21 protein-coding genes and 1 other RNA gene are annotated in these 20505 nt (G+C 69.6%); 5 read left to right on the top strand and 17 right to left on the bottom strand.

Annotated features, from left to right (window positions below):
* From paaE to paaA, 5 genes are read right to left on the bottom strand one after another with little or no spacing between them, the layout of a single operon-like run.
* The gene (paaE, locus tag ABWO84_RS01210) at positions 1-1077 is read right to left on the bottom strand and encodes a 1,2-phenylacetyl-CoA epoxidase subunit PaaE (protein WP_353111683.1); all 1077 of its coding nucleotides are present in this window, start codon (positions 1075-1077) and stop codon (positions 1-3) included.
* A 1-nt stretch (position 1078) separates the two neighbouring features.
* A complete protein-coding gene (gene paaD, locus ABWO84_RS01215; RefSeq protein ID WP_353111685.1) occupies positions 1079-1600 on the bottom strand; it encodes a 1,2-phenylacetyl-CoA epoxidase subunit PaaD in 522 nt (173 codons plus the stop codon).
* Positions 1601-1602: 2 nt separating this feature from the next.
* Entirely contained in the window at positions 1603-2538 is a 936-nt protein-coding gene (gene paaC, locus ABWO84_RS01220; protein ID WP_353111687.1) for a 1,2-phenylacetyl-CoA epoxidase subunit PaaC, read from the bottom strand.
* A gap of 15 nt (positions 2539-2553) precedes the next feature.
* The gene (paaB, locus tag ABWO84_RS01225; protein WP_353111689.1) at positions 2554-2850 is read right to left on the bottom strand and encodes a 1,2-phenylacetyl-CoA epoxidase subunit PaaB; all 297 of its coding nucleotides are present in this window, start codon (positions 2848-2850) and stop codon (positions 2554-2556) included.
* Complete coding sequence (gene paaA / locus ABWO84_RS01230) at positions 2847-3800, bottom strand: 1,2-phenylacetyl-CoA epoxidase subunit PaaA (protein WP_353111691.1); 954 nt, start codon at positions 3798-3800, stop codon at positions 2847-2849. The genes paaB and paaA overlap by 4 nt, the downstream gene beginning before the upstream one ends.
* Before the next feature lie 113 nt (positions 3801-3913).
* Here paaA and paaZ point away from each other — a divergent pair, with 113 nt between their 5' ends.
* Complete coding sequence (gene paaZ / locus ABWO84_RS01235) at positions 3914-5941, top strand: phenylacetic acid degradation bifunctional protein PaaZ (RefSeq protein ID WP_353111693.1); 2028 nt, start codon at positions 3914-3916, stop codon at positions 5939-5941.
* Between the two features lie 106 nt (positions 5942-6047).
* On the opposite strand, the gene paaK is transcribed toward paaZ, so the two are convergent.
* Positions 6048-7352 (bottom strand): phenylacetate--CoA ligase PaaK, encoded by a 1305-nt coding sequence (paaK, locus tag ABWO84_RS01240; RefSeq protein WP_353111695.1) that lies wholly within the window; start codon positions 7350-7352, stop codon positions 6048-6050.
* Positions 7353-7369: 17 nt separating this feature from the next.
* On the opposite strand from paaK, the gene ABWO84_RS01245 reads away from it, so the two are divergent.
* Positions 7370-7492, top strand: a complete 123-nt coding sequence (locus ABWO84_RS01245; protein WP_353111697.1) for a hypothetical protein — start codon at positions 7370-7372, stop codon at positions 7490-7492.
* Here the strand turns inward: ABWO84_RS01245 and ABWO84_RS01250 are convergent.
* Positions 7482-8888 (bottom strand): aldehyde dehydrogenase family protein, encoded by a 1407-nt coding sequence (locus ABWO84_RS01250; RefSeq protein ID WP_353111699.1) that lies wholly within the window; start codon positions 8886-8888, stop codon positions 7482-7484. The two genes, ABWO84_RS01245 and ABWO84_RS01250, sit on opposite strands and share 11 nt — an antisense overlap.
* A gap of 331 nt (positions 8889-9219) precedes the next feature.
* On the opposite strand from ABWO84_RS01250, the gene ABWO84_RS01255 reads away from it, so the two are divergent.
* Positions 9220-10161 carry an AraC-like ligand-binding domain-containing protein gene (locus tag ABWO84_RS01255; RefSeq protein ID WP_353111701.1) on the top strand — a complete coding sequence of 314 codons (942 nt, stop codon included), beginning with the start codon at positions 9220-9222 and terminating at the stop codon, positions 10159-10161.
* 41 nt (positions 10162-10202) lie between these two features.
* Here ABWO84_RS01255 and ABWO84_RS01260 read toward each other — a convergent pair whose 3' ends face one another.
* The 3 genes from ABWO84_RS01260 to ssrA all read right to left on the bottom strand — a co-directional run bounded on the left by ABWO84_RS01260 (position 10203) and on the right by ssrA (position 12390).
* Positions 10203-10928, bottom strand: coding sequence for a GNAT family N-acetyltransferase (locus tag ABWO84_RS01260; RefSeq protein WP_353111703.1), 726 nt, complete (start codon positions 10926-10928; stop codon positions 10203-10205).
* Between the two features lie 117 nt (positions 10929-11045).
* The gene (locus ABWO84_RS01265; protein WP_353111705.1) at positions 11046-11606 is read right to left on the bottom strand and encodes a GNAT family N-acetyltransferase; all 561 of its coding nucleotides are present in this window, start codon (positions 11604-11606) and stop codon (positions 11046-11048) included.
* A gap of 414 nt (positions 11607-12020) precedes the next feature.
* Positions 12021-12390: a transfer-messenger RNA gene (gene ssrA / locus ABWO84_RS01270) on the bottom strand.
* A 143-nt stretch (positions 12391-12533) separates the two neighbouring features.
* Here ssrA and ABWO84_RS01275 point away from each other — a divergent pair.
* Positions 12534-13190 (top strand): SIMPL domain-containing protein, encoded by a 657-nt coding sequence (locus ABWO84_RS01275; RefSeq protein ID WP_353111707.1) that lies wholly within the window; start codon positions 12534-12536, stop codon positions 13188-13190.
* On the opposite strand, the gene hflX is transcribed toward ABWO84_RS01275, so the two are convergent.
* Complete coding sequence (gene hflX, locus ABWO84_RS01280) at positions 13177-14691, bottom strand: GTPase HflX (protein ID WP_353111709.1); 1515 nt, start codon at positions 14689-14691, stop codon at positions 13177-13179. The two genes, ABWO84_RS01275 and hflX, sit on opposite strands and share 14 nt — an antisense overlap.
* A gap of 70 nt (positions 14692-14761) precedes the next feature.
* Here hflX and ABWO84_RS01285 point away from each other — a divergent pair, with 70 nt between their 5' ends.
* Positions 14762-15406 carry a class I SAM-dependent methyltransferase gene (locus ABWO84_RS01285; protein ID WP_353111711.1) on the top strand — a complete coding sequence of 215 codons (645 nt, stop codon included), beginning with the start codon at positions 14762-14764 and terminating at the stop codon, positions 15404-15406.
* Positions 15407-15412: 6 nt separating this feature from the next.
* Here the strand turns inward: ABWO84_RS01285 and dapF are convergent, their stop codons facing one another.
* Genes dapF through ABWO84_RS01315 form a run of 6 tightly spaced genes read right to left on the bottom strand, consistent with a single transcriptional unit; the run spans position 15413 to position 20307 of the window.
* Positions 15413-16285, bottom strand: a complete 873-nt coding sequence (gene dapF / locus ABWO84_RS01290) for a diaminopimelate epimerase (protein ID WP_353111713.1) — start codon at positions 16283-16285, stop codon at positions 15413-15415.
* Positions 16286-16311: 26 nt separating this feature from the next.
* Positions 16312-16749, bottom strand: coding sequence for a GNAT family acetyltransferase (locus ABWO84_RS01295; protein WP_353111715.1), 438 nt, complete (start codon positions 16747-16749; stop codon positions 16312-16314).
* Positions 16746-17285, bottom strand: coding sequence for a dihydrofolate reductase family protein (locus tag ABWO84_RS01300; protein ID WP_353111717.1), 540 nt, complete (start codon positions 17283-17285; stop codon positions 16746-16748). The genes ABWO84_RS01295 and ABWO84_RS01300 overlap by 4 nt, the downstream gene beginning before the upstream one ends.
* A 33-nt stretch (positions 17286-17318) precedes the next feature.
* Positions 17319-18260 (bottom strand): tRNA (adenosine(37)-N6)-dimethylallyltransferase MiaA, encoded by a 942-nt coding sequence (miaA, locus tag ABWO84_RS01305; protein ID WP_353111719.1) that lies wholly within the window; start codon positions 18258-18260, stop codon positions 17319-17321.
* The gene (gene miaB / locus ABWO84_RS01310) at positions 18257-19804 is read right to left on the bottom strand and encodes a tRNA (N6-isopentenyl adenosine(37)-C2)-methylthiotransferase MiaB (RefSeq protein ID WP_353111721.1); all 1548 of its coding nucleotides are present in this window, start codon (positions 19802-19804) and stop codon (positions 18257-18259) included. Before miaB ends, miaA begins: the two co-directional genes overlap by 4 nt.
* Before the next feature lie 56 nt (positions 19805-19860).
* On the bottom strand, positions 19861-20307 hold the full coding sequence (locus tag ABWO84_RS01315) for a regulatory protein RecX (protein WP_353111723.1): 447 nt from the start codon (positions 20305-20307) through the stop codon (positions 19861-19863).
* Positions 20308-20505: the final 198 nt, after the last annotated feature.

Genomic DNA, 20505 nt, shown 5'->3' on the forward strand with positions numbered 1-20505 from the left:
TCAGCTGTCGAAGTCCACGGTCACCTCGTCGCTCACGGGGAACGACTGGCAGGTGAGGATGAAGTTGTCGGCGATCTCGCCGGGCTCGAGCGCATAGTTGCGCACCATGTCGACCTCGCCATGGCACAGCTTGGCACGGCAGGTGCCGCACACGCCGCCCTTGCACGCGAACGGCAGATCCGTCCGCGTCTTCTGCGCCGAGTCGAGGATGGTGGCGTTGCGCGCCATCGCCGTCGTGGTGCTGCGACCGTCGATCAGCACGGTCACCTCGCTCGTGACGCCCTCGACGACCGCGTCGGCGTGCCGCACCTCGGGCGGCGGCTCGTCGACGTAGAAGAGCTCGAAGTGCACGCGGTCGCGGGGCACGCCCAGGTCCTCCAGCACCGCCCGGGCGTCCGTCAGCATCCCGAACGGGCCGCAGAGCCACACGTGGTCCATCTCTTCGACGGCCACGAAGGTGGCCAGCAGTGTGCGGAGACGTGCGGCGTCGAGGCGTCCGGAGAAGAGCTCGACGTCGCGCGGCTCCCGCGAGAGGACGTGCATCAGCTGCAGGCGGTCGGGATGGGCGTTCTTCAGGTCGGCGAGCTCTTCGGCGAACATCACGGAGTTCGTCGTGCGGTTGCCGTAGAGCAGGGTCACCTCGGAGGCGGGGTTGGTGAGCACCGTCGCGGCGATCGAGAGCATGGGCGTGATGCCCGATCCTGCGGCGATGCAGAGATGCCGGCCGCCGTCCGCCGCATCGGCGCGGAAGCTCCCGCTCGGCGGCTGCACCTCGATCACGTCGCCGGGACGCACGTCGCGCGTCAGCCAGTTCGAGAAGAGACCGTCGGGGACCACGCGCACGCCGATGCGCGGAGCGCTGCCGGCGGGCGCGCAGATCGAGTAGGTGCGGCGCTCCTCGACGTCTCCGATCATCCGGCGCAGCGTGAGGGACTGCCCCGCGGCGAACGCGAACTCCTCGTGCAGCTCCTCCGGCACGGCGAAGGTCACCGCCGCGGAGTCGTCGGTCAGCGGGTCCACGCCGGTGACGATGAGCGGATGGAACGCCGCGCGCGCGGGTGCTGTCGACGCTGTCATGTCAGATCTCCTTCACGTGGTCGAACGGCTCGAGGCAGGCCCGGCAGCGGTACATGGCCTTGCACGCCGTCGAGCCGAACTCGCTGCTGAGCGCGACGTCGTCGCTGCCGCACTGCGGGCAGCTCACCGCCCGCCTCGTGGGTCCGAGACGCAGCGCGACGGGGCCCCCATGGCGCGGCGCGGGGCCCGGCGGCGAGATGCCGGCCTCGGCGAGCGCGGTCCTGCCTTCCGGGGTGATCCAGTCGCTGGTCCAGGCCGGTTCCAGGGAGACCCGGATCCGCGCATCGGCGAAACCAGCGTCCTGCAGCTCCCGGAGCAGATCATCGCGCATCGTCGCCATCGCCGGGCATCCCGAATAGGTCGGCGTGATCGCGGCCACGACCGCGCCGTCGCCGTCGACGTCGACGTCCCGCAGCACGCCCAGGTCGACGAGCGTGAGCATCGGCAGCTCCGGGTCGACGACGCGGGATGCCGCGGCCCAGGCGCGCACGAGGGTCTCGGCGCGCTCGGCGACGTCGGCCATCCTCACCACTTCCCCTCCGGATGCGCGCGCGCGACGACCTGCATCTCCGCGAGCAGCCGGCTGAGCGACTCCGTGTGACCGCCGTCGCGGCCCTTGCGCCCTTGCACGCCGGCGAGGCCTTCCCGCTCAGGGCGTTCCACGCCCGCAGCCGCGAAGACCTGGTCGAGCACCACGCCGACCTCGTCGGCGGCCGATGCCGGATCGACGCCGACGCCGGCTTCGGCGAGCTCCTGCTCGACATCGTGCGTCTCGAACAGCTCGGGGTACAGCGGCCACAGCGCGTCCAGTGCGGCGACGAGACGACGACGGGACTCGTCGGTGCCCCGTGCGAGCGTCACGAACCAGCGCCCCGCGAAGTCGCGGTGGTACGCGAGCTCCTTGCCGCCCTTCGCGGCCACCGCGGCCAGCACTGCGTCGCGGCTGGACGAGAGGCGCGTGAAGAGGGCGTAGCGCCACGTGGAGAAGAGCAGGATCCGCACGACGGCCTCGGCGAAGTCGCCGTTGGGCACCTCGGCCAGGCGTACGTTGCGGAATGCCATGTCGTCGCGGAAGAACGCGAGACGGTCCTCGTCCGGCACCGGCGAGGAAGCGGCGAGCGCCGGGACCGCCGAGGGGTCGGCCGCCGCGGCCCGCGCCAGCAGCAGCCGCGACTGGCCGAGGAGGTCGAGCGCGATGTTCGCCAGGGCGATGTCCTCCTCCAGATCCGGAGCGCGGCTGCACCACTCCGAGATCCGCTGCGAGAGCACCAGCGCATCGTCGCCGAGCATCAGGCAGTACGCGGCGAGCGCTGCGGGGGCGACGCCGTCCGGCACCGTGGTGTCGACGCCGGCGAGGGGATCCTCGAAGTCGGTGCCGAAGGCCCAGTGCGCGTCGTTGACGAGCAGCCCGGCGTAGGCGCTGTCGTGAGAGTCCTCATCGTGGGTGTGCACGTCTGCCATGTCGTCGCTCCTCCCTCACATGTGGGGGACGTTCTCCGGGATCTCGTAGAAGGTGGGGTGGCGGTAGACCTTGTCTCCGCTCGGATCGAACATCGGGTCCTTCTCGTCGGGGCTCGATGCGGTGATCGCGGTGGACCGGACCACCCAGATGCTCACGCCCTCGTTTCGCCGCGTGTAGACGTCCCTGGCGTGGTGCAGTGCCATCTGGTCATCCGCCGCGTGCAGCGATCCCACGTGCACATGGTTGAGCCCGCGCTTTCCGCGGACGAACACTTCGTAGAGCGGCCACTCGGCGCGCGTCTGTCCGGTCATGCCGGCTCTCCTTCCGCGTCGGACGAGGCCGCGAAGGCCATCGCGGCCTCGCGGACCCAGGCGCCGTCCTCCCAGGCCTTCGCGCGGTGCGCCACACGCTGGGCGTTGCAGGGTCCGTTGCCGCCGACGACGGCCCAGAACTCGTCCCAGTCGGGCTGGCCGAAGTCGTGGTGGCCGCGCTCCTCATTCCAGACCAGCTCGGGATCGGGAAGGGTGACGCCGAGCGCCTCCGCCTGCGGGACGGTCATGTCGACGAACTTCTGTCGCAGTTCGTCGTTGGTGTGGGTCTTGATGCCCCAGGCCATCGACTGCGCGGTGTTGGGCGAGGAGTCGTCGGGAGGGCCGAACATCATCAGCGACGGCCACCAGAACCGGTTCACGGACTCCTGCACCATCGCACGCTGCTCGTCGGTGCCCTGCATCATCGTCATCAGTAGCTCGTACCCCTGCCGCTGGTGGAAGGACTCCTCCTTGCAGATGCGGATCATCGCCCGACCGTAGGGGCCGAAGGAGGTGCGGCAGAGCGGCACCTGGTTGCAGATCGCCGCGCCGTCGACCAGCCAGCCGATCGTGCCGACGTCGGTGTACGACAGGGTCGGGTAGTTGAAGATCGAGGAGTACTTCTGCCTGCCGGAGATGAGCATCTCGGTGAGCTCGTCCCGCGAGGCGCCGAGAGTCTCCGCTGCGGAGTACAGGTACAGTCCGTGACCCGCCTCGTCCTGCACCTTGGCGAGGAGGATCGCTTTCCGGCGCAGTGACGGCGCACGTCCGATCCAGTTGCCCTCCGGCTGCATGCCGATGATCTCGGAGTGGGCGTGCTGCGCCACCTGCCTGATCAGGGTCTTGCGATACGCCTCCGGCATCCAATCGCGCGGTTCGATGCGGTCCTTGCGCGCGACGACGGCGTCGAACTGCGCTTCGAGTGCGGACTCGGCTGAGACGACTGACATGGCACCTCCTCGGGCCTCCGGCCTATTTACTGACCGAACGTTCTGTACTACTGTGACACACGGATACGGGTGACGCAACGACGCACACGACACGAGATCGGAAGGATCCCACCGTGACCGAACTTCTGGAGAGCTACGTCGCAGGCCGCTGGTTCCGCGCATCGGACGAAGGACAGCGGATCCTCGACGCCGTCACCGGCGAGGAGGTCGTGCGCGTCTCGAGCTCAGGCCTGGACGTCGCCGCGATGGTGACCCACGCACGCGAGGTCGGCGGACCGGCGATCCGGCGGCTGACCTTCCACGAGAGGGCCACACTGCTCAAGCAGGTCGCCCTCGACCTCAGCCAGCACAAGGACGAGTTCTACGCGCTGTCGTTCCGCACCGGGGCCACCAAGCGCGACTCGTTCGTGGACATCGACGGAGGCATCGGCACGATGTTCTCCTATGCCGGCAAGGGCAAGCGCGAGCTGCCGAACGACGTGGTCTACCTCGACGGCGCCGTCGAGCAGCTCGGGCGGGCCGGCACCTTCCTCGGTCAGCACGTGTATACCTCCCGTCCCGGCGTGGCGGTGCAGATCAACGCCTTCAACTTCCCGGTGTGGGGCATGCTCGAGAAGCTCGCGCCGGCGTTCCTCGCCGGCCTCCCCTCGATCGTGAAGCCCGCGAGCCAGACCGCCTACCTCACCGAGACGGTCGTCCGCCGCATCATCGCCTCGGAGATCCTGCCCGAGGGCGCGCTGCAGCTCATCTCCGGAAGTGTGGGCGCGCTCTTCGACCAGCTCGGCGAGCAGGACTCGGTGGCCTTCACCGGTTCGGCGGCCACCGCCGACGTGCTGCGCCGCAACCCTGCGGTGCAGGAGCGCGGCGTACGTCTCGGCGTCGAGGCGGACTCTTTGAACGCGTCCGTGCTCGGCCCCGACGTCACGACGGACGATCCGGAGTTCGACCTCTTCGTCAAAGGCGTGGTCACCGAGATGACGGTGAAGGCCGGGCAGAAGTGCACGGCGATCCGCCGGGTGATCGTCCCCGAGTCGAGCGCAGATGCCGTGATCGAGGCGATCGGGGCGCGTTTGGCGCGCACGACGGTGGGCGACCCCGCCGACGAGTCCGTGCGGATGGGAGCCCTCGCCAGCGTCGGCCAGCGCGAGGAGGTGCGCAACGCGATCACCGCACTGCGTCGCAGCGCCGACATCGTCTTCGGCGACCCTGACGCGGTGCACACCGTGGGGGCGGATGCCGAGGCCGGAGCGTTCATGTCGCCGGTGCTCCTGCGGGCGCACGACGGCGCAGAGGAGCCGCACGACGTCGAGCCGTTCGGCCCGGTGAGCACGGTCCTCACCTACCGCACCGTCGACGAGGCGATCGCGCTGACCGCACGCGGACGAGGGAGCCTGGTGGCGTCGGTGATCACCCACGACCCCGGCTTCGCCCGCGAGGTCACGCTCGGCCTCGCACCATGGCACGGGCGCGTGCTGATCCTCGACCGCGACGACGCCGCCGAGTCCACCGGGCACGGGAGCCCGCTGCCGATGCTCGTGCACGGCGGGCCGGGGCGGGCCGGAGGCGGCGAAGAGCTCGGCGGCATCCGCGGCGTCCTGCACCACATGCAGCGCACCGCGGTGCAGGCCTCCCCCGACATGCTGACGGCGATCACGGGCCGCTGGACCACCGGCTCGAAGCGCACGGTCACGGACGAGCATCCGTTCCGCAAGAGCCTGGCAGACCTGCGCATCGGGGACAGCATCGTCTCGGAGACCCGCACAGTGACGCTCGCCGACATCGACCACTTCGCCGAGTTCACCGGCGACAGGTTCTACGCCCACACCGATCCCGTCGCGGCCGCGGCGAATCCGCTCTTCGGCGGCATCGTCGCCCACGGCTATCTCGTCGTGTCGCTCGCCGCCGGCCTGTTCGTCGATCCGGCACCGGGTCCCGTGCTCGCGAATTTCGGAGTCGACGGCCTGCGCTTCCTCACCCCGGTGAAGGTCGACGACACCATCCGGGTGACGCTCACCGTGAAGCAGATCACCCCGCGCTCCTCTGCCGACTACGGCGAGGTGCGCTGGGACGCGGTGGTCGTCAACCAGGACGACGAGCCCGTCGCCACCTACGACGTGCTCACCCTCGTCGCCAAGGAGTGAGCGGGCGGGCGGCTCCGGAGAGGACGACGCTCGCCGCCGCCGAGGGCCGCCCCCTCCCCCCTGACAGGTCGACGGTCCGCGGCCCGGACGGGACGGTCCGCAGCCTTCAGCGGCGCGGACGGTTGTCGATCAGCCGCCGGGCCTTTCCTGCGGAGCGCTCGACCTCGCCGGGGGCGCGCACGTCGATCGCGACGGTGACGCCGATCCGGGCCTTGACGAGATGCCTCAGCTGCGCCGCCGCTTCCCCCGCGGAGTCCCCGGCACCGTCCCGAGGCTCGACGAGCACGGTCAGTTCATCGAGGGTGCCGGTACGGCTCAGTACGCACTGGAAGTGCGGGGCGAGGGCCGGCGTCTGCAGGATGAGCTCCTCGATCTGGGTCGGGAACAGGTTCACCCCGCGCAGGATGATCATGTCGTCGGTGCGCCCGGTGATCTTCTCGATGCGGCGCATGCTCCGCGCGGTGCCCGGGAGCAGCCTCGTCAGATCCTTGGTGCGATAACGGATGATGGGCATCGCCTGCTTCGTCAGCGAGGTGAACACCAGCTCGCCCTCCTCGCCGTCGGCGACGGGCTCGAGCGTGACCGGGTCGACGATCTCGGGATAGAAGTGGTCCTCCCACACCGTCAGCCCGTCCTTGGTCTCGACGCACTCACTCGCCACGCCGGGGCCGATCACCTCCGAGAGCCCGTAGATGTCGACCGCGTGCATGTCGAGCCGCTGCTCCATCTCCTGGCGCATGTCGTTGGTCCACGGCTCGGCGCCGAAGATCCCGACCTTCAGCGACGTCGAGCGGGGATCGATCCGCTGCCGCTCCATCTCATCGATGATCGACAGCATGTACGAGGGCGTGACCATGATGATGTCCGGCCGGAAGTCCTGGATGAGCTGCACCTGCCGCTCGGTCATCCCTCCGGAGACCGGGATCACCGTGCAGCCGAGCTTCTCCGCGCCGGCATGAGCGCCGAGTCCGCCGGTGAAGAGCCCGTAGCCGTAGGCGTTGTGGAGGATGTCGCCCGCACGCCCCCCGGCCGCCCGGATGCTGCGGGCGACGACCGTTGCCCAGACGTCGAGATCGTCGCGCGTGTAGCCGACGACCGTCGGCCGCCCGGTGGTCCCCGATGAGGCGTGCACCCGGGCCACCTGCTCACGCGGCACCGCGAACATCCCGAACGGGTAGTTGTCGCGCAGATCGGACTTGGTCGTGAACGGGAACCTCGCCAGGTCGTCCAGACCACGGAGATCGCCGGGGTGCACCCCTGCCGCATCGAACGACGCCCGATAGTGCGGCACGTTCTCATAGGCGTGGCGCAGCGACCACCGCAACCGCTCGAGCTGCAGCGCACGCAGCTCATCGGTCGACGCCGTCTCGATGTGCTCCAGGTCCCCCTGGCGCGGGCGCAGATCATGCATGTATCCGACACTTCCTCGTGCTCGTCGCCGGCCCCCTCTTCGGAGCCGACTATCTGACCGACCGGTCAGTATTTTACGGTATCCTCCGCACCCTCGTCCAGAACGGGGCGGATGCCGGCTTCTCGCGCCTCAGCGGCTGATCACCTTGGGCTGCGCCACGGCCTTGAGCCCGTGCGCCCCGAACTCCAGGCCGTATCCCGACTGCTTCGCGCCGCCGAAGGGCACCGCGGGGTTGATCGCCCCGTGGTTGTTGATCCACACCGTCCCCGCCTCCACCCGCTTCGCGACCTCGACGGCCTCGTCAGGATCGCCCCACACCGACGCGCCGAGCCCCTGGGTGGAGGCGTTCGCACGGCGCACCGCATCGTCCACGTCGCTGTAGAGCACCACCGGGACGACCGGCCCGAACTGCTCCTCGTCCACGAGATCCGCGCCGTCGTCGATGTCGGCGACGATCGTCGTCCGGTAGAACAGCGGCCCGAGTTCGGGCGCCGCCTCTCCCCCGGTCACGATCCGCGCCCCGCGGCTGCGGGCGTCGTCCACGAGCCTCGACACGATGTCGAACTGCTGCTGGTTCTGCAGCGGCCCGAGCACGTTCCCGGCCTGCAGGCCGTTCCCCATCGGCATCGCGCCGGCGAGCCCGGCGAGGGTGTCGACGACCTCGTCGTAGAGGTCGTCCGGCACGTAGAGCCGCTTCAGGGCCGCGCACGTCTGCCCGGTGTTGAGGAAGATCCCCCAGAAGAGGTTCTCCGCGATCGCGGCGACGTCTGCGCCGGGCAGGATGATGCCCGCATCGTTGCCGCCGAGCTCGAGAGTCAGCCGCGCGAGGCTGCCCGCCGACGACTCCACGATCTTCCGCCCGGTCGCCGTCGACCCGGTGAACATGATCTTGTCGAGGCCGGGATGCCCCGCGATCGCCGCGCCCACCTCCCGATCGCCGGCGATGCCGGTGAGCACCCCTTCCGGAAGGTGGCGGTTGAAGACCTCGAGCAGGGCGAGCACCGAGAGCGGGGTGTACTCGCTGGGCTTCACGACCACCGTGTTCCCCATCCGCAGCGAGGGGGCGATCTGCCAGACGGTGATCATCATGGGCCAGTTCCACGGACCGATCGCCCCGACCACGCCCAGCGCGTCGTAGTGCAGCTCGGCGCGCGACTCGCCCGCCTCGAACACGACCTCGGGATCCAGGACCGTGTCGGCGGCGTTGCGCGTCCAGGCGGCACACGCCCCCACTTCGAATCGGGCGTTCGGACCGTCGAGCGGCTTCCCCTGCTCGCGCGACAGAATCACCGCCAGCTCCTCCATGCTCGCCTCGAGGTCGTCGGCGATCGCATGGAGGATGCGGCTGCGCTCCTCATGCCCCTGCGCGTTCCAGCCGGGCTGCGCCGTGCGCGCGGCAGTGATGGCCGCGTCCAGATCGGCGACCGAGTGCACCGGCGCGTAGCCGATCGTCTCGCGGGTCGCTGCGTCGGGGATCGCACGTCCCTGGTCCGCGGGGACGGTGACGGATGCGAGAAGGGAGCCGTCGTTCGACATCGTTGAGCCTCCAGTGCCTGCCCCTGCGGGGCGTCTCTCCGAGGGGCCGGAAGGGTGCCGCTGTCCCTGCCGCTCGGGCGGGACGGCCTCGTCCCGTGATGCGACCGTAGGCCGCGGTGTCCCGGGCGGGCAAGACGCCGCAGCCCGTTCACCAGCCTCCGTGCGCCTGCGGCATCATTCCGTGCGCATCCGGCCGCATTCCTGTCCTCCCACGCATCTCGGATGCCCGTCCGGTCGCTCCCGGCGGACGTAGACTGTCGGCACGCGCCCCGATGTCGTGGAGGTGATGCCGGTGTCCGCGGTGCTCGTTCCCCCTGCCGACGGGCGGCGGATGGTCCATGACGTCCGATCCCTGGCCGACGGAGAGCGCTTCGACGCGTGGACGGACGCCGTCAGCAGCAGCTTCGTCCCGCTGGCCGCCGAGAGCGACGACCCCGATCTGCGACGGCGCTTCACAGGCTCGCTCGTCTCCCAGGCCCTCGGGTCGGCCCTGGTGACGACCGTGTCGGGATCAGCGGTCACCGTGGCACGGACCCCGCGCCAGATCGCGGCCGCAGATCCGGGATTCGTCAAGCTCGGCCTCCAGCTCCACGGCCGCGGGGTCATCTCTCAGGACGGACGGACATCCGCGATCGACCCCGGCGACTTCGCGCTCTACGACACGACACGCCCCTATCGGCTCTCCTTCGCCGGCGACTTCCGGCAGTTCGTCGTGATGTTCCCGATCGATGCGCTGCCGATCGACCGCGACAGGCTGGCCCGCGTCACGGCGCAGCGCTTCGCCGGCGGTGCGGGTCTCGCCGCGATCGAGTCGAGCCTGCTCGGCGCCGTGAGCCGGCAGCTCGACACGGGACCGCTTCCCGCCGGGCAGTCTCTCTCCGATGCGGTCTTCGACGTGCTCGGGGCCGCACTGGCGGAGCGGAGCGGAACCGGAGACGACGCCGCGGGACGGCGCGCTCTCCGCGTCCGGATCGAGGCATACATCGCCGCGCACATCGGCGACGCCGAGCTGACAGTCGCCCGCATCGCGGCGGTCCATCATGTCTCCGTCCGCCTCCTGCAGAAGATGTTCGAGGAGCGCGAGGAGACCGTGAGCGGCTGGATCCGCCGTCGACGTCTCGAGGCGGGCCGACGACAGCTCGCCGCCGGGGACGCACCGGTGTCGATGATCGCCGCGCGCTGGGGCTTCCGGGATGCGGCGTCCTTCACCCGCGCCTTCCGCCGCGAGTACGGCGTCGCTCCGCGCGACTACCGCGCGGCGATCGATCGCTGACGGCGGTCGTCGCGAGCCGGATGCGACTCGCGACGACCGCTTCAGGAGCCGGAGCCCTCGGGCAGCGGCGCGTCCCACGTGCCGAGTTCGACGAATCCGGTCCGGTGTGCGAGGGCCACCGAACCGGCGTTGTCGAGCTGGCAGCGGTACTGGGGCTCGTAGCCGAGCCCCAGTACGTGCCGCGCCATCGCCTCAACGACCTCGCGTGCACGCCCCCGTCCGCGGTGCGCGGGCAGGGTGAGCACGCCGAAGTCCGCCAACCGTGAGCCCTCATCGAAGGGGTAGGCGCTCCCGGCCGCGACCAGCTCTCCTCCCGCGAAGGCGCCGAACACGACCCAGTGGTCGAGCTCGACATACGCGTCGTCGAGGTCCTGCTCCGAGGCCTCCGCCTCGAAAGCCGCGAACGCCACCGCATCGGCTTCTGTCAGGCGTCGGACGTCGGGGCCATCCGTCTTCGCCGCCAATTCCTCCTTCTTCGACGCGGGAAGGAAGAACAGGTGGTCGGCGCCGTTCATCGCCACGCCGGCCGCGGCGAGCGCGGCGCGCAGTTCCTGCCCGTCGGCCGCCTCGCGGACGCCCGGCAGGCCGGCGATCTCCGGCGACACGATCGCCGACGTCCGTCCGGGACGCGTGAGGATCTGCACGCGCATCGCGTGCTCGGCGTTCTCATCGACGCACAGTCGGAAGCCGTCATCGTCGCGGATCGCCTCACCGTCTTCGAAGGGGCTGCCCCACTGATCGAGCACCACGCTCGGGAAGTCTGTCATCTCGGTCTCGTTCTCCGTGAGCCTCATGGTCGGACGCGAGCCCGAGGGCACGGCCCCCTCTTTCGGCGTCCTCCCGGGCTGTCCGCGCCCGTCTCGACGCAGCGCGTGGCCTCCTGCTCAGACGGGAGACGACGTCTTCCGGTCGCCGTCGCGACGACCCCGCCATTCCCTGCGGAGCACCCCCATCCGGACGATGTCCTCATAGCCCCCTCGCACCCACGCGTGCTCACGCTGGCGCCCTTCGATGACGAAGCCCGCCTTCTCGTAGGCCCGGAGTGCACCGGTGTTCGAGGCGATCACCTCGAGATGCACGCGGCGCAGATTGCCGCGCACGAACGCATAGTCGAGGATCTGCTCGACGGCCGCCGTGCCGATGCCCTGCCCCCTCGCCGACGGGACGAGGGCGATGCCCAGCTCGGCGTGCCGCGCGACCTCGTCGATCTCGAACAGTCCCACCGTGCCGACGGCTTTCCCGTCGACATCGATGACGAAGCTCCTGTTGCTGCCCGGCTCCGTCTCCCTCTCCACGAGGCGCGCCTCCCAGGCTCCCCGTGTCGTCGGCGCCGGTCGTCCCGGGTTGCGCTCCTCCCAGGTGTCCAGATCGGCGGCGATCTCGTACAGGGCATCGAGATCGGCCTCGGTACGGGCACGGAGGGAGACGACGGGTGGCGTGGACATGTCGGCACCCTACCCGTTCCGCATCGGCTCCGACAGCCGGATCCTCTGAGCTGGCCACCGCGGGGGATGACGTTTCACCGCAGATCGCACGGCGCACGATCAGTCACCGGGACGATGGCACACCGCCGGGCCAAGGAAATGCTGCTGACGCCCGGCAGGCAAGTCGCCACTTCTCGGCACGAGATCTTCGCCTACGTTGACGCCCATCACCCCGCGCCGCTTCTTGAGCCGAAGCCTGCGAAGAGGGGTCGCAGCCGGGGGCGTCGCTGATCCGCCGCTCCCCGGGCATCTGCTCGCCACCCCATCCGTCCGTCTGGCGACCAGCCCAAGGCCCCGACGCCAAGAACACCCACCCGGAAGTGGAAAGACCGCCCCGAAGGACGGTCTTTCCACTTCCGTAATACGACAGCGACATGGTGGAGCTGGGGGGAATCGAACCCCCGTCCAACGCTGAGTCTCCACGCCTTCTCCGGGCGCAGTCTGTGCAGACGTTCTGCTCGGCTCCGACCTTTGTCACAGACACCTAAGTCGACGAGCCCAGCCTGGGAAGAGTCCCACGTGACGTCCAGACGCCGTCACGCAGCAAGATTCCTAGATGACGCCAGGATCCGTATCGGAATCACATACGGTCTGACGGACTATCGGGCTCGCTTACGCAGCGAGGGCGAAGTCAGTGCGCTTGGATTCGGCACTTATTGTTTTGCAGGGAGCGTTCACGAGATAACCCTGCATCCTCGGCCCGCTTCTCGTGGATTCACAGGCGCTGTCGAAACCGATCAGCCCCGTGTTCCTTCTCTCGAAGGAGCCGCTGTCGCACTGTGGAGTTTTCACCCGGGTGCATGACACCCGAGCATCACAGACTACAACGTCCGGAACGTCCGCGCCATTCCGTGGGAGCTGTCACCGCAGTGCCGTAGAGTCCCCGGTATGAGCGAGGTCATCATCACCGTCCGCGGAGAGCACGAGGTCCATGTCGCCGCGGAGCGCGCCACCGTCCACCTCACGGTCGTGCAGGAGGGCTCCGATCGGCAGAGCGTCGTCGACGCCGCCCTCTCGGCCGCCACCCCGGTACGCGAGAGCATCACGACCAGGAAGGAGTCCGGCGCCGTCACCGAGTGGAGCAGCCGGCAGCTCGACGTGCGCGCCGACCGTCCCTGGAGCAACGACGGCAAGAGGCTGGCGCCGGTCTACCGCGCCACGGTCGACTTCACCGCGACCTTCGCCGACATCTCCGAGATGTCGCTCTGGGCGACGGAGCTGTCCGCGTGGGACGGCGTGGAACTCGGCTACACCGAATGGCTTCTCACCGACGAGACGGCCACGAGGCTCGAATCCGAGGTCGCGACTGAGGCCGTGAACGTGGCCGTCACGCGGGCGACCGCCTATGCGAAGGCGCTCGGGCTGCAGACGGTCACTCCCCTGGAGATCGCCGACCGTGGGCTGATCTCCGCGGGCTCTCCCCCGGCGCCGAAGATGGCACGGGCGATGGCCTTCGACTCCGCCGCCGGCGCCCCCGCGATGGAGTACGCCGGCGAGGACATCACCGTCTCCGCGACGGTCGAGGCGCGCTTCAGCGCGAGCTGACGGCGAACGGAGCAAGCTCCGCTGCGAGGCGCTCCGAGACGTGCGCGTGGAGCGCGGTCCCCGCCTCCTCGTGCGTGGCCGACAACAGCACGCCGTGCTCGTGCACCGCGGAGACCAGGTCGCCGCGGTCATAGGGGACGAGAGCGCGCACCTCGACGGCCGGCATCGGCAGCGTGCCCTCGACCGCCGCGCGGAGGTCGTCGATCCCCTCGCCGCTGCGCGAAGAGACGAAATGCGCGCCGGGGACGAGTCCGCGCAGCACGAGCCGCTCATCGTCATCGAGCAGATCGGCTTTGTTGAAGACGACGATCTCGGGGATCTCTCGAGCCCCGACATCGCCCATCACATCGCGCACCGTCTGCAGCTGCGCCGAGGGATCGGGGTGCGACCCGTCGACGACGTGCACGATGACGTCGGCGTCGGCGACCTCTTCCAGCGTCGAACGGAAGGCCTCCACGAGCTGATGCGGCAGGTTGCGGACGAAGCCGACGGTGTCGGTGAGCGTGTAGATGCGGCCGTCCGCCGTCTCCGCGCGCCGCACGGTCGCATCCAGCGTGGCGAACAGCGCGTTCTCGACCAGCACTCCCGCGCTGGTCAGCGCATTGAGCAGACTGGACTTCCCGGCGTTGGTGTAGCCGGCAATCGCGACCGAGGGGATGGTGTTGCGCTTGCGCTCCGCCCTCTTCGCGTCGCGGGCCGGCCCGAAATCGCGGATCTGCCTGCGCAGCTGAGCCATGCGGGTGCGGATGCGCCGTCGATCGAGCTCGATCTTCGTCTCGCCCGGGCCGCGCGACCCCATGCCCGCACCGCCGGCGCCGACCTGGCCACCAGCCTGGCGGCTCATCGACTCACCCCATCCGCGGAGTCGCGGAAGCAGGTACTCCAGCTGCGCGAGCTCGACCTGGGCCTTGCCCTCACGGCTCTTCGCATGCTGGCTGAAGATGTCGAGGATCACCGTGGTCCGGTCGATCACCTTGACCTTGACGACGTCCTCGAGCGCGCGCCTCTGGCTCGATGCCAGCTCGGTGTCGGCGATCACCGTGTCTGCGCCCACCGCGCGGACGATGTCGCGCAGCTCCTCCGCCTTGCCCCGTCCGAGGTAGGTGGCGGGATCGGGATGCGGACGGCGCTGAAGGAGACCGTCGAGGACGGCGGCGCCCGCCGTTTCGGCGAGCGCCGCGAGCTCGCGCAGCGAGTTCTCGGCGTCGTCCTGCGCACCCTGCGGGTACACCCCGACGAGCACGACGTTCTCCAGGCGCAGCTGGCGGTACTCGACCTCCGTGACGTCCTCGAGCTCGGTCGAGAGCCCGACGACGCGCCGCAGCGCGTGACGATCCTCCAGATCCCATTGCGCGCCGTCCGCGGCGGAGTGGCCGGCGGTGGTCGTGTCCTGCAGCGCCTGGGCAGCACCGAACACCCGCGGCTCGATCCGCGGCTCGGCGTTCGCGAGCACCCTGTCCAGGGTGTCCTCTGTCGTGTTGTCGACGTCGTCTTTCGTCATCCGGTCCGGATTCCTGCTTTCTGTCATGAGCGCCTTAACCTTAGCCCCCGCTGTCCGGTACGCTCCCCCTATGGGGTCCGACCACTACTTCACTGCGGCCCCGGCAAGTGCGGAGAACCTGCGCAGCATTCGCATCACCCTCGCAGGCCGCGAGCTGGATGTCACCACTGCGAGCGGTGTGTTCAGTCCTGACCGCCTGGATGCCGGAACCGCGGTGCTGTTCGCCAACATGCCGCCGCTCCCGCCGGGCGGCGACTTCCTCGACCTCGGCTGCGGCTGGGGACCGATCAGTCTCACCATGGCGATGTCCGCGCCGCACGCGACGATCTGGGCGGTCGACGTGAACGAGCGCGCCCTCGATCTGACGCGCCGCAACGCGGCCGCACTGGGCCTGAAGAACATCAACGCCGTCCTGCCCGACGATGTTCCCGATGACGTCGTGTTCCGCACGATCCGGTCGAACCCGCCCATCCGGGTCGGCAAGAACGAGCTGCACGGCATGCTCGAACGCTGGATCCCCCGCCTCGATCAGCGCAGCGATGCCTGGCTGGTGGTGCAGCGCAATCTCGGGGCCGACTCCCTGCAACGCTGGATCGCAGCCACCTTCACTCCGGGATACAGCGTCTACCGCTCAGCGACCGGCAAGGGATACCGCGTGCTGAAGATCCGCCGACACGGCACGCCCCCGACCGTGCCGATCGAGATCGCCGAGTAACCGCCCTCAGGCGAGCTCGATCTCGCCCGTGAAGACCAGCTGCGCGGGTCCGGACAGTGCGACGTGCTCACCGTCCTCGGCGGGGAACATCCGCACGCCGAGGGTGCCCCCCGGCACTTCGACGCGCCAGTTGTCGGGCGCGTGCTGACCCGCCCAATAGCGGACCGCGAGGGCGGTCGCGGCGACGCCGGTACCGCAGCTGAGGGTCTCCCCGACGCCGCGCTCGTGCACACGCATGCGCACGTGGCCGATCCCGTCGCGCACCAGCGGCTCGCCCGGTACGACGAACTCGACGTTCGCCCCGCCCGCGGGTACCGGTTCGAGGACCGGGATCATCGTGAGGTCGAGACCGCTGAGCTCCTGCTCCGAGGCGAGCGCCACGACGACGTGCGGATTGCCCACGTCGATCCCCAGGCCCGGTCGCGCGACGGGGAGCCCGTGAGCGCGGGCGAGGGGCTCGCCTCCGGCGAGTCGCCAGCGACCGAGATCCACCTGGTAACCGGTCTCACTGCGCATCACGTCGCGGACACCCGCCCGCGTGCCGATCGGCAGCGTCGAACCCGCGGCCAGCTCCGCCAGTCCCGACCGCACCAGGTAGTGCGCGAAGACCCGGATTCCATTGCCGCACATCTCCGCAACGGAACCGTCGGCGTTGCGATAGTCCATGAACCACTCGGCCGAGGGCTCCTCCGCGAGCGCAGCTGCCCCCTCCGGGATCGCAGAGGATCGGACCACGCGAAGGACGCCGTCGGCGCCGACGCCGAAGTTGCGGTCGCAGAGCACCGCGACCTGCTCCGGAGTCAGGTCCAGGGAGCCGTCGGGATCGGCGATGATGATGAAATCGTTGCCGGTGCCGTGACCCTTGGTGAATGCGACCATGCACTCAGTCTAGGAGTGGCACGCGGTCACTCCTGTGCATCGTCTGCGATGAGCCTCCTGCCGGTGGTCGCGACCACGAAACGCTCGTAGCCGAGCTGATCGTAGAAGGCCATGGCCTTCTCGTTCTCCGTTCTCACCATCAGCTGCACCTTGGGGCATCCGTACGCGAGGAGCCGCTTCTCCGCCTCGACGACGAGCGCCCTGCCGATGCCCTGCCCTCGATGCCCCGGGTCGGACGCGAGGTAGTAGAGCCACCCCCGATGGCCGTCGTAGCCGGCCATCACTGAGCCGACCACACGATCGGCGGGATCGACGGCCACGAGGAACAGTTCCGGCTGCACGGCGAGCTTGCGCTCAATGTCGCGGCGAGGATCGTTCCACGGCCGAGTCAGTCCTGACACCTCCCAGAGCCCCACGACCGCCTCGGTGTCCTCGCGCCGGAACTCGCGGATCGCGACAGTCATCCCTGCGGCTCCCTGGGACCGCCGACCGCGTATCGCGCACAGACGAACGCTCGATTCCTCGCTACGTCGATGAGTTCGAGGTCGTACTCCCGTGGGAACAGCGGCGCACCCGCGCCGAGCGTCACGGGGGCGTACTGCACCCACACCTCGTCGAGCAGACCGGCGTCGGCGAACTGACCCGCGAGGTCTCCCCCGCCGACGATCCACAGATCCTCGCCACCGGCCGCCGCGCTCATCTCCGCATGGACGGTGGTCGCCTCCGCGCTGGTGAACCGCACGTCCGCGCCCTCCGGCGCGATGCGCTCACGATGGGTGAACACCCATGCCGGCTGGGTGTAGTCCCACGTACCCGCGTTGTCGATCACCCAGTCGAAGGTCGAGGCGCCCATCGCGATCGCCCCGACCCCCTGGATGAAAGCGTTATATCCCATGGGGCCATCAGGATCGACGTCCTGATGCAGCAGCCAGTCGAGAGAGTGCTGCGGCGTCGCGATGAAGCCGTCGATGCTGGAGGCGGTGTAGTAGCGGGTGGTCATGGAGCCATCCTGCCCCGGACCGCCGACATCGGCTCAGGACAGCAGCGTCGCCGCGTCGACGGGCGCATCGTGCCATTCGATGCCCGGATAGCGCTTGAACCAGGAGACCTGCCTGCGGGCGTATCTGCGTGTGAGCGTCTGCGTCTCGGCGACCGCCTCCGCCTCCGACGTCGCGCCGTCGAGCTGGGCGATCGCCTGAGCGTAGCCGATGGCGCGTCGCGCGGTGACCCCGTCATCGAGACCCCGTTCGCGGAGGGCCCGCACCTCGGCGATCAGGCCGTCGGACCACATGCGCTCGACGCGTCGGTCGAGTCGTTCGACGAGCTCCGCCCGGTCGACGTGCAACCCGATGATCCGAGTGTCCGGGCGCCAGAGCAGGGGGACGTCGGGGAGTGCCGCGCCGTGCGTCACGGCACCCTGCGCGAGCACCTCGAGCGCCCGCACCAGCCGGCGCCCGTTCTTCGGGTCGATCCGCGCCGCGGTCGCCGGGTCCTGCGCCTGTAGACGCGCGAAGAGCGCGGCGGCACCGTGCTGCTCCAGCTCGTGCTCGAGGCGGGAGCGGAGGTCCTCGTCCCGCGGCGGGAAGCGGAAGTCGAAGATCACGCTGGAGACGTACAGCCCGGATCCCCCCACGAGGATCGCGTCACCGCCGGCGGCGTGGATCCGGGAGATCTCGTCCCTCGCGAGCGGCTGGTACCAGGCCGCCGCCGCCTCCTCGGCGACTTCGCGCACATCGAAGAGGCGGTGCGGGATGCCACGACGCTCGTCGACGGGGAGCTTGGCCGTGCCGATGTCCATGCCGCGGTACAGCTGCATGGCGTCCGCGTTCACGATCTCCGCCGCGTTGCCCCGTTCGCGCAGCGCGGCGGCGAGTTCGAGGGCGAGGTCGCTCTTCCCTGTTCCGGTCGCTCCGACGATCGCCCAGAGCCGCGGCGTGGGCCCCGGTGCGAAGTCGATGGCCGGGGGCGGGCTCACACGCCGACGCGCAGGGTCGGAAGCCCCAGCCGCACCGAGGTGGAGCCGCCGCCGTCGCCGGGCTCCGGAAGGGCGCAGCTCTCCGCCTGGGCGCGATCCCAGGCGTCGCCTCCGCGTGTCCGGCGGATGCGCAGGGGCTCCCCGCTCGGGTCGTCGGCGAGGAGGTGGAAGGGGGCGGCATGCGTGACGGTGACCGTGACGACGTCACCGGGGCGCGGCAGGTCCGATCCGGGCGTGACCTCGAAGTGCACGAGGCGGTTGTCCTCGGCCCGTCCGGTCAGGCGGTGCGTTTCAGCGTCCTTCTTGCCCTCGCCGACGGAGACGAGCACCTGCAGCTCCCGCCCGACCTGCTTCTGGTTCTCCTCGAGGGAGATGCGCTCCTGCAGGGCGATCAGGCGGTCGTAGCGCTCCTGCACGACCTCCTTCGGAACCTGGTCCTCCATCGTGGCGGCCGGGGTGCCCTCGCGGATCGAGTACTGGAACGTGAACGCTCCGGAGAAACGTGCCTGTTCGACGACGCGCATGGTGTCCTCGAAGTCCTCGTCGGTCTCCCCGGGGAAGCCGACGATGATGTCCGTGGTGATCGCGGCGTGCGGGATGCGCTCGCGCACCCGGTCGAGGATCCCGAGGAATCGCTCGCTCCGGTAGGACCGGCGCATCGCGCGGAGGATCCTGTCGCTCCCCGACTGCAGCGGCATGTGCAGCTGCGGCATCACGGCGGGGGTCTCCGCCATCGCGTCGATGACATCGTCGGTGAAGGCTGCCGGGTGGGGGCTGGTGAAGCGGATCCGCTCGATGCCGTCGATCTCACCCGCGGCGCGGAGGAGCTTGCCGAACGCGTGACGATCACCGAACTCGACCCCGTAGGAGTTCACGTTCTGTCCGAGCAGGGTGACCTCGATGGCGCCGTCGTCGGCGAGAAGCCGGATCTCGCTGAGGATGTCTCCGGGGCGCCGGTCCTTCTCCTTGCCGCGCAGACTCGGGACGATGCAGAAGGTGCACGTGTTGTTGCATCCCACCGAGATCGACACCCATCCGCTGTGCGCCGAGTCGCGCTTCGTGGGGAGCGTCGAGGGGAACACCTCGAGCGACTCGAGGATCTCGAGCTCCGCCTCGCCGTTGTGCCGCGCCCGTTCGAGCAGTCCGGGCAGGGACCCCATGTTGTGCGTTCCGAACACGACGTCCACCCAGGGCGCCTTGTCCAGCACAGCCTGCTTGTCCATCTGCGCCAGGCAGCCGCCGACGGCGATCTGCATGCCGTCGTGCTTGTCCTTGCGCGACTTGAGGTGCCCGAGGGTGCCATAGAGCTTGCCGGCGGCATTGTCGCGGACGGCGCAGGTGTTGATGATCACGACATCGGCCTCTTCCCCCTCGAGAGCCCGGACGTAGCCCGCGCTCTCCAGCGAGCCGGACAGTCGCTCGGAGTCGTGCACGTTCATCTGGCAACCGAAGGTGCGCACCTCGTAGGAGCGCCGGTGCCCTGCGGCGTCGATCGCTGCCTCGGAAGGCGCGATGATCGTGGGTTCGCTGCGCGGTGTAGTCATGATGACTGCCATTCTACGAGCGCCCGACGGACGGGGCGCCCAGCGAAGCCGGCCGATCAGTCGGACTCCACGAACCGCACCCCGCCGGGACGCGGCCCCGATGCCTCCCGCAGAGCGGTTCGCGCCGCGTTCATCGCGACAGACCCTCCGTACCCGCGACGCGACAGCTGTCCGACGAGCCGGCGCAGAGCCGCCTCGGGATCGAGACGCGTCATCGACGAGGCTTTCGTCCGGGCGAACTCCAGCGCACGCTCCGCATCGTCGTCGGGCAATTCGGCCAGCGCCTCTTCGATGACGTCGCGCGGGATACCCCGTTGCGCGAGGGCGCGGGAGAGCGCGACGCGGCCCTGCCCTTTCCTCTCGACGCCGGACGTCACCAGGTGCCCGGCGAGCGTTCGATCGTCGAGGTAGCGGCGGCGTTCGAAGTCCTCGATCACCTCGACGACCTGCTCGCCGCTCAATCCGCGTTCACGCAGGACACCACGCGCCTCGGACACAGACATGGCCCGGCTCCGCAGTTTCCGCACGAGGGACTCCTCCGCCGCGCGACGAACGTCGTCCGGGTCCTCGTCAGACGTCTCTGTGGCGGACGTCTCTTCCGCACTACTGTGCACCGCGTGCAGCGACATTGCGCGGGGCTCGCCTTCCGGCTTCCGCGTGCGCCCCCTGAAAGCCGGGTGATGCTCCCCCGGTACGGATGA

Origin of the sequence: Microbacterium sp. (genome assembly GCF_040394595.1) — a bacterium.
In the GTDB taxonomy this organism is placed as follows: domain Bacteria; phylum Actinomycetota; class Actinomycetes; order Actinomycetales; family Microbacteriaceae; genus Microbacterium.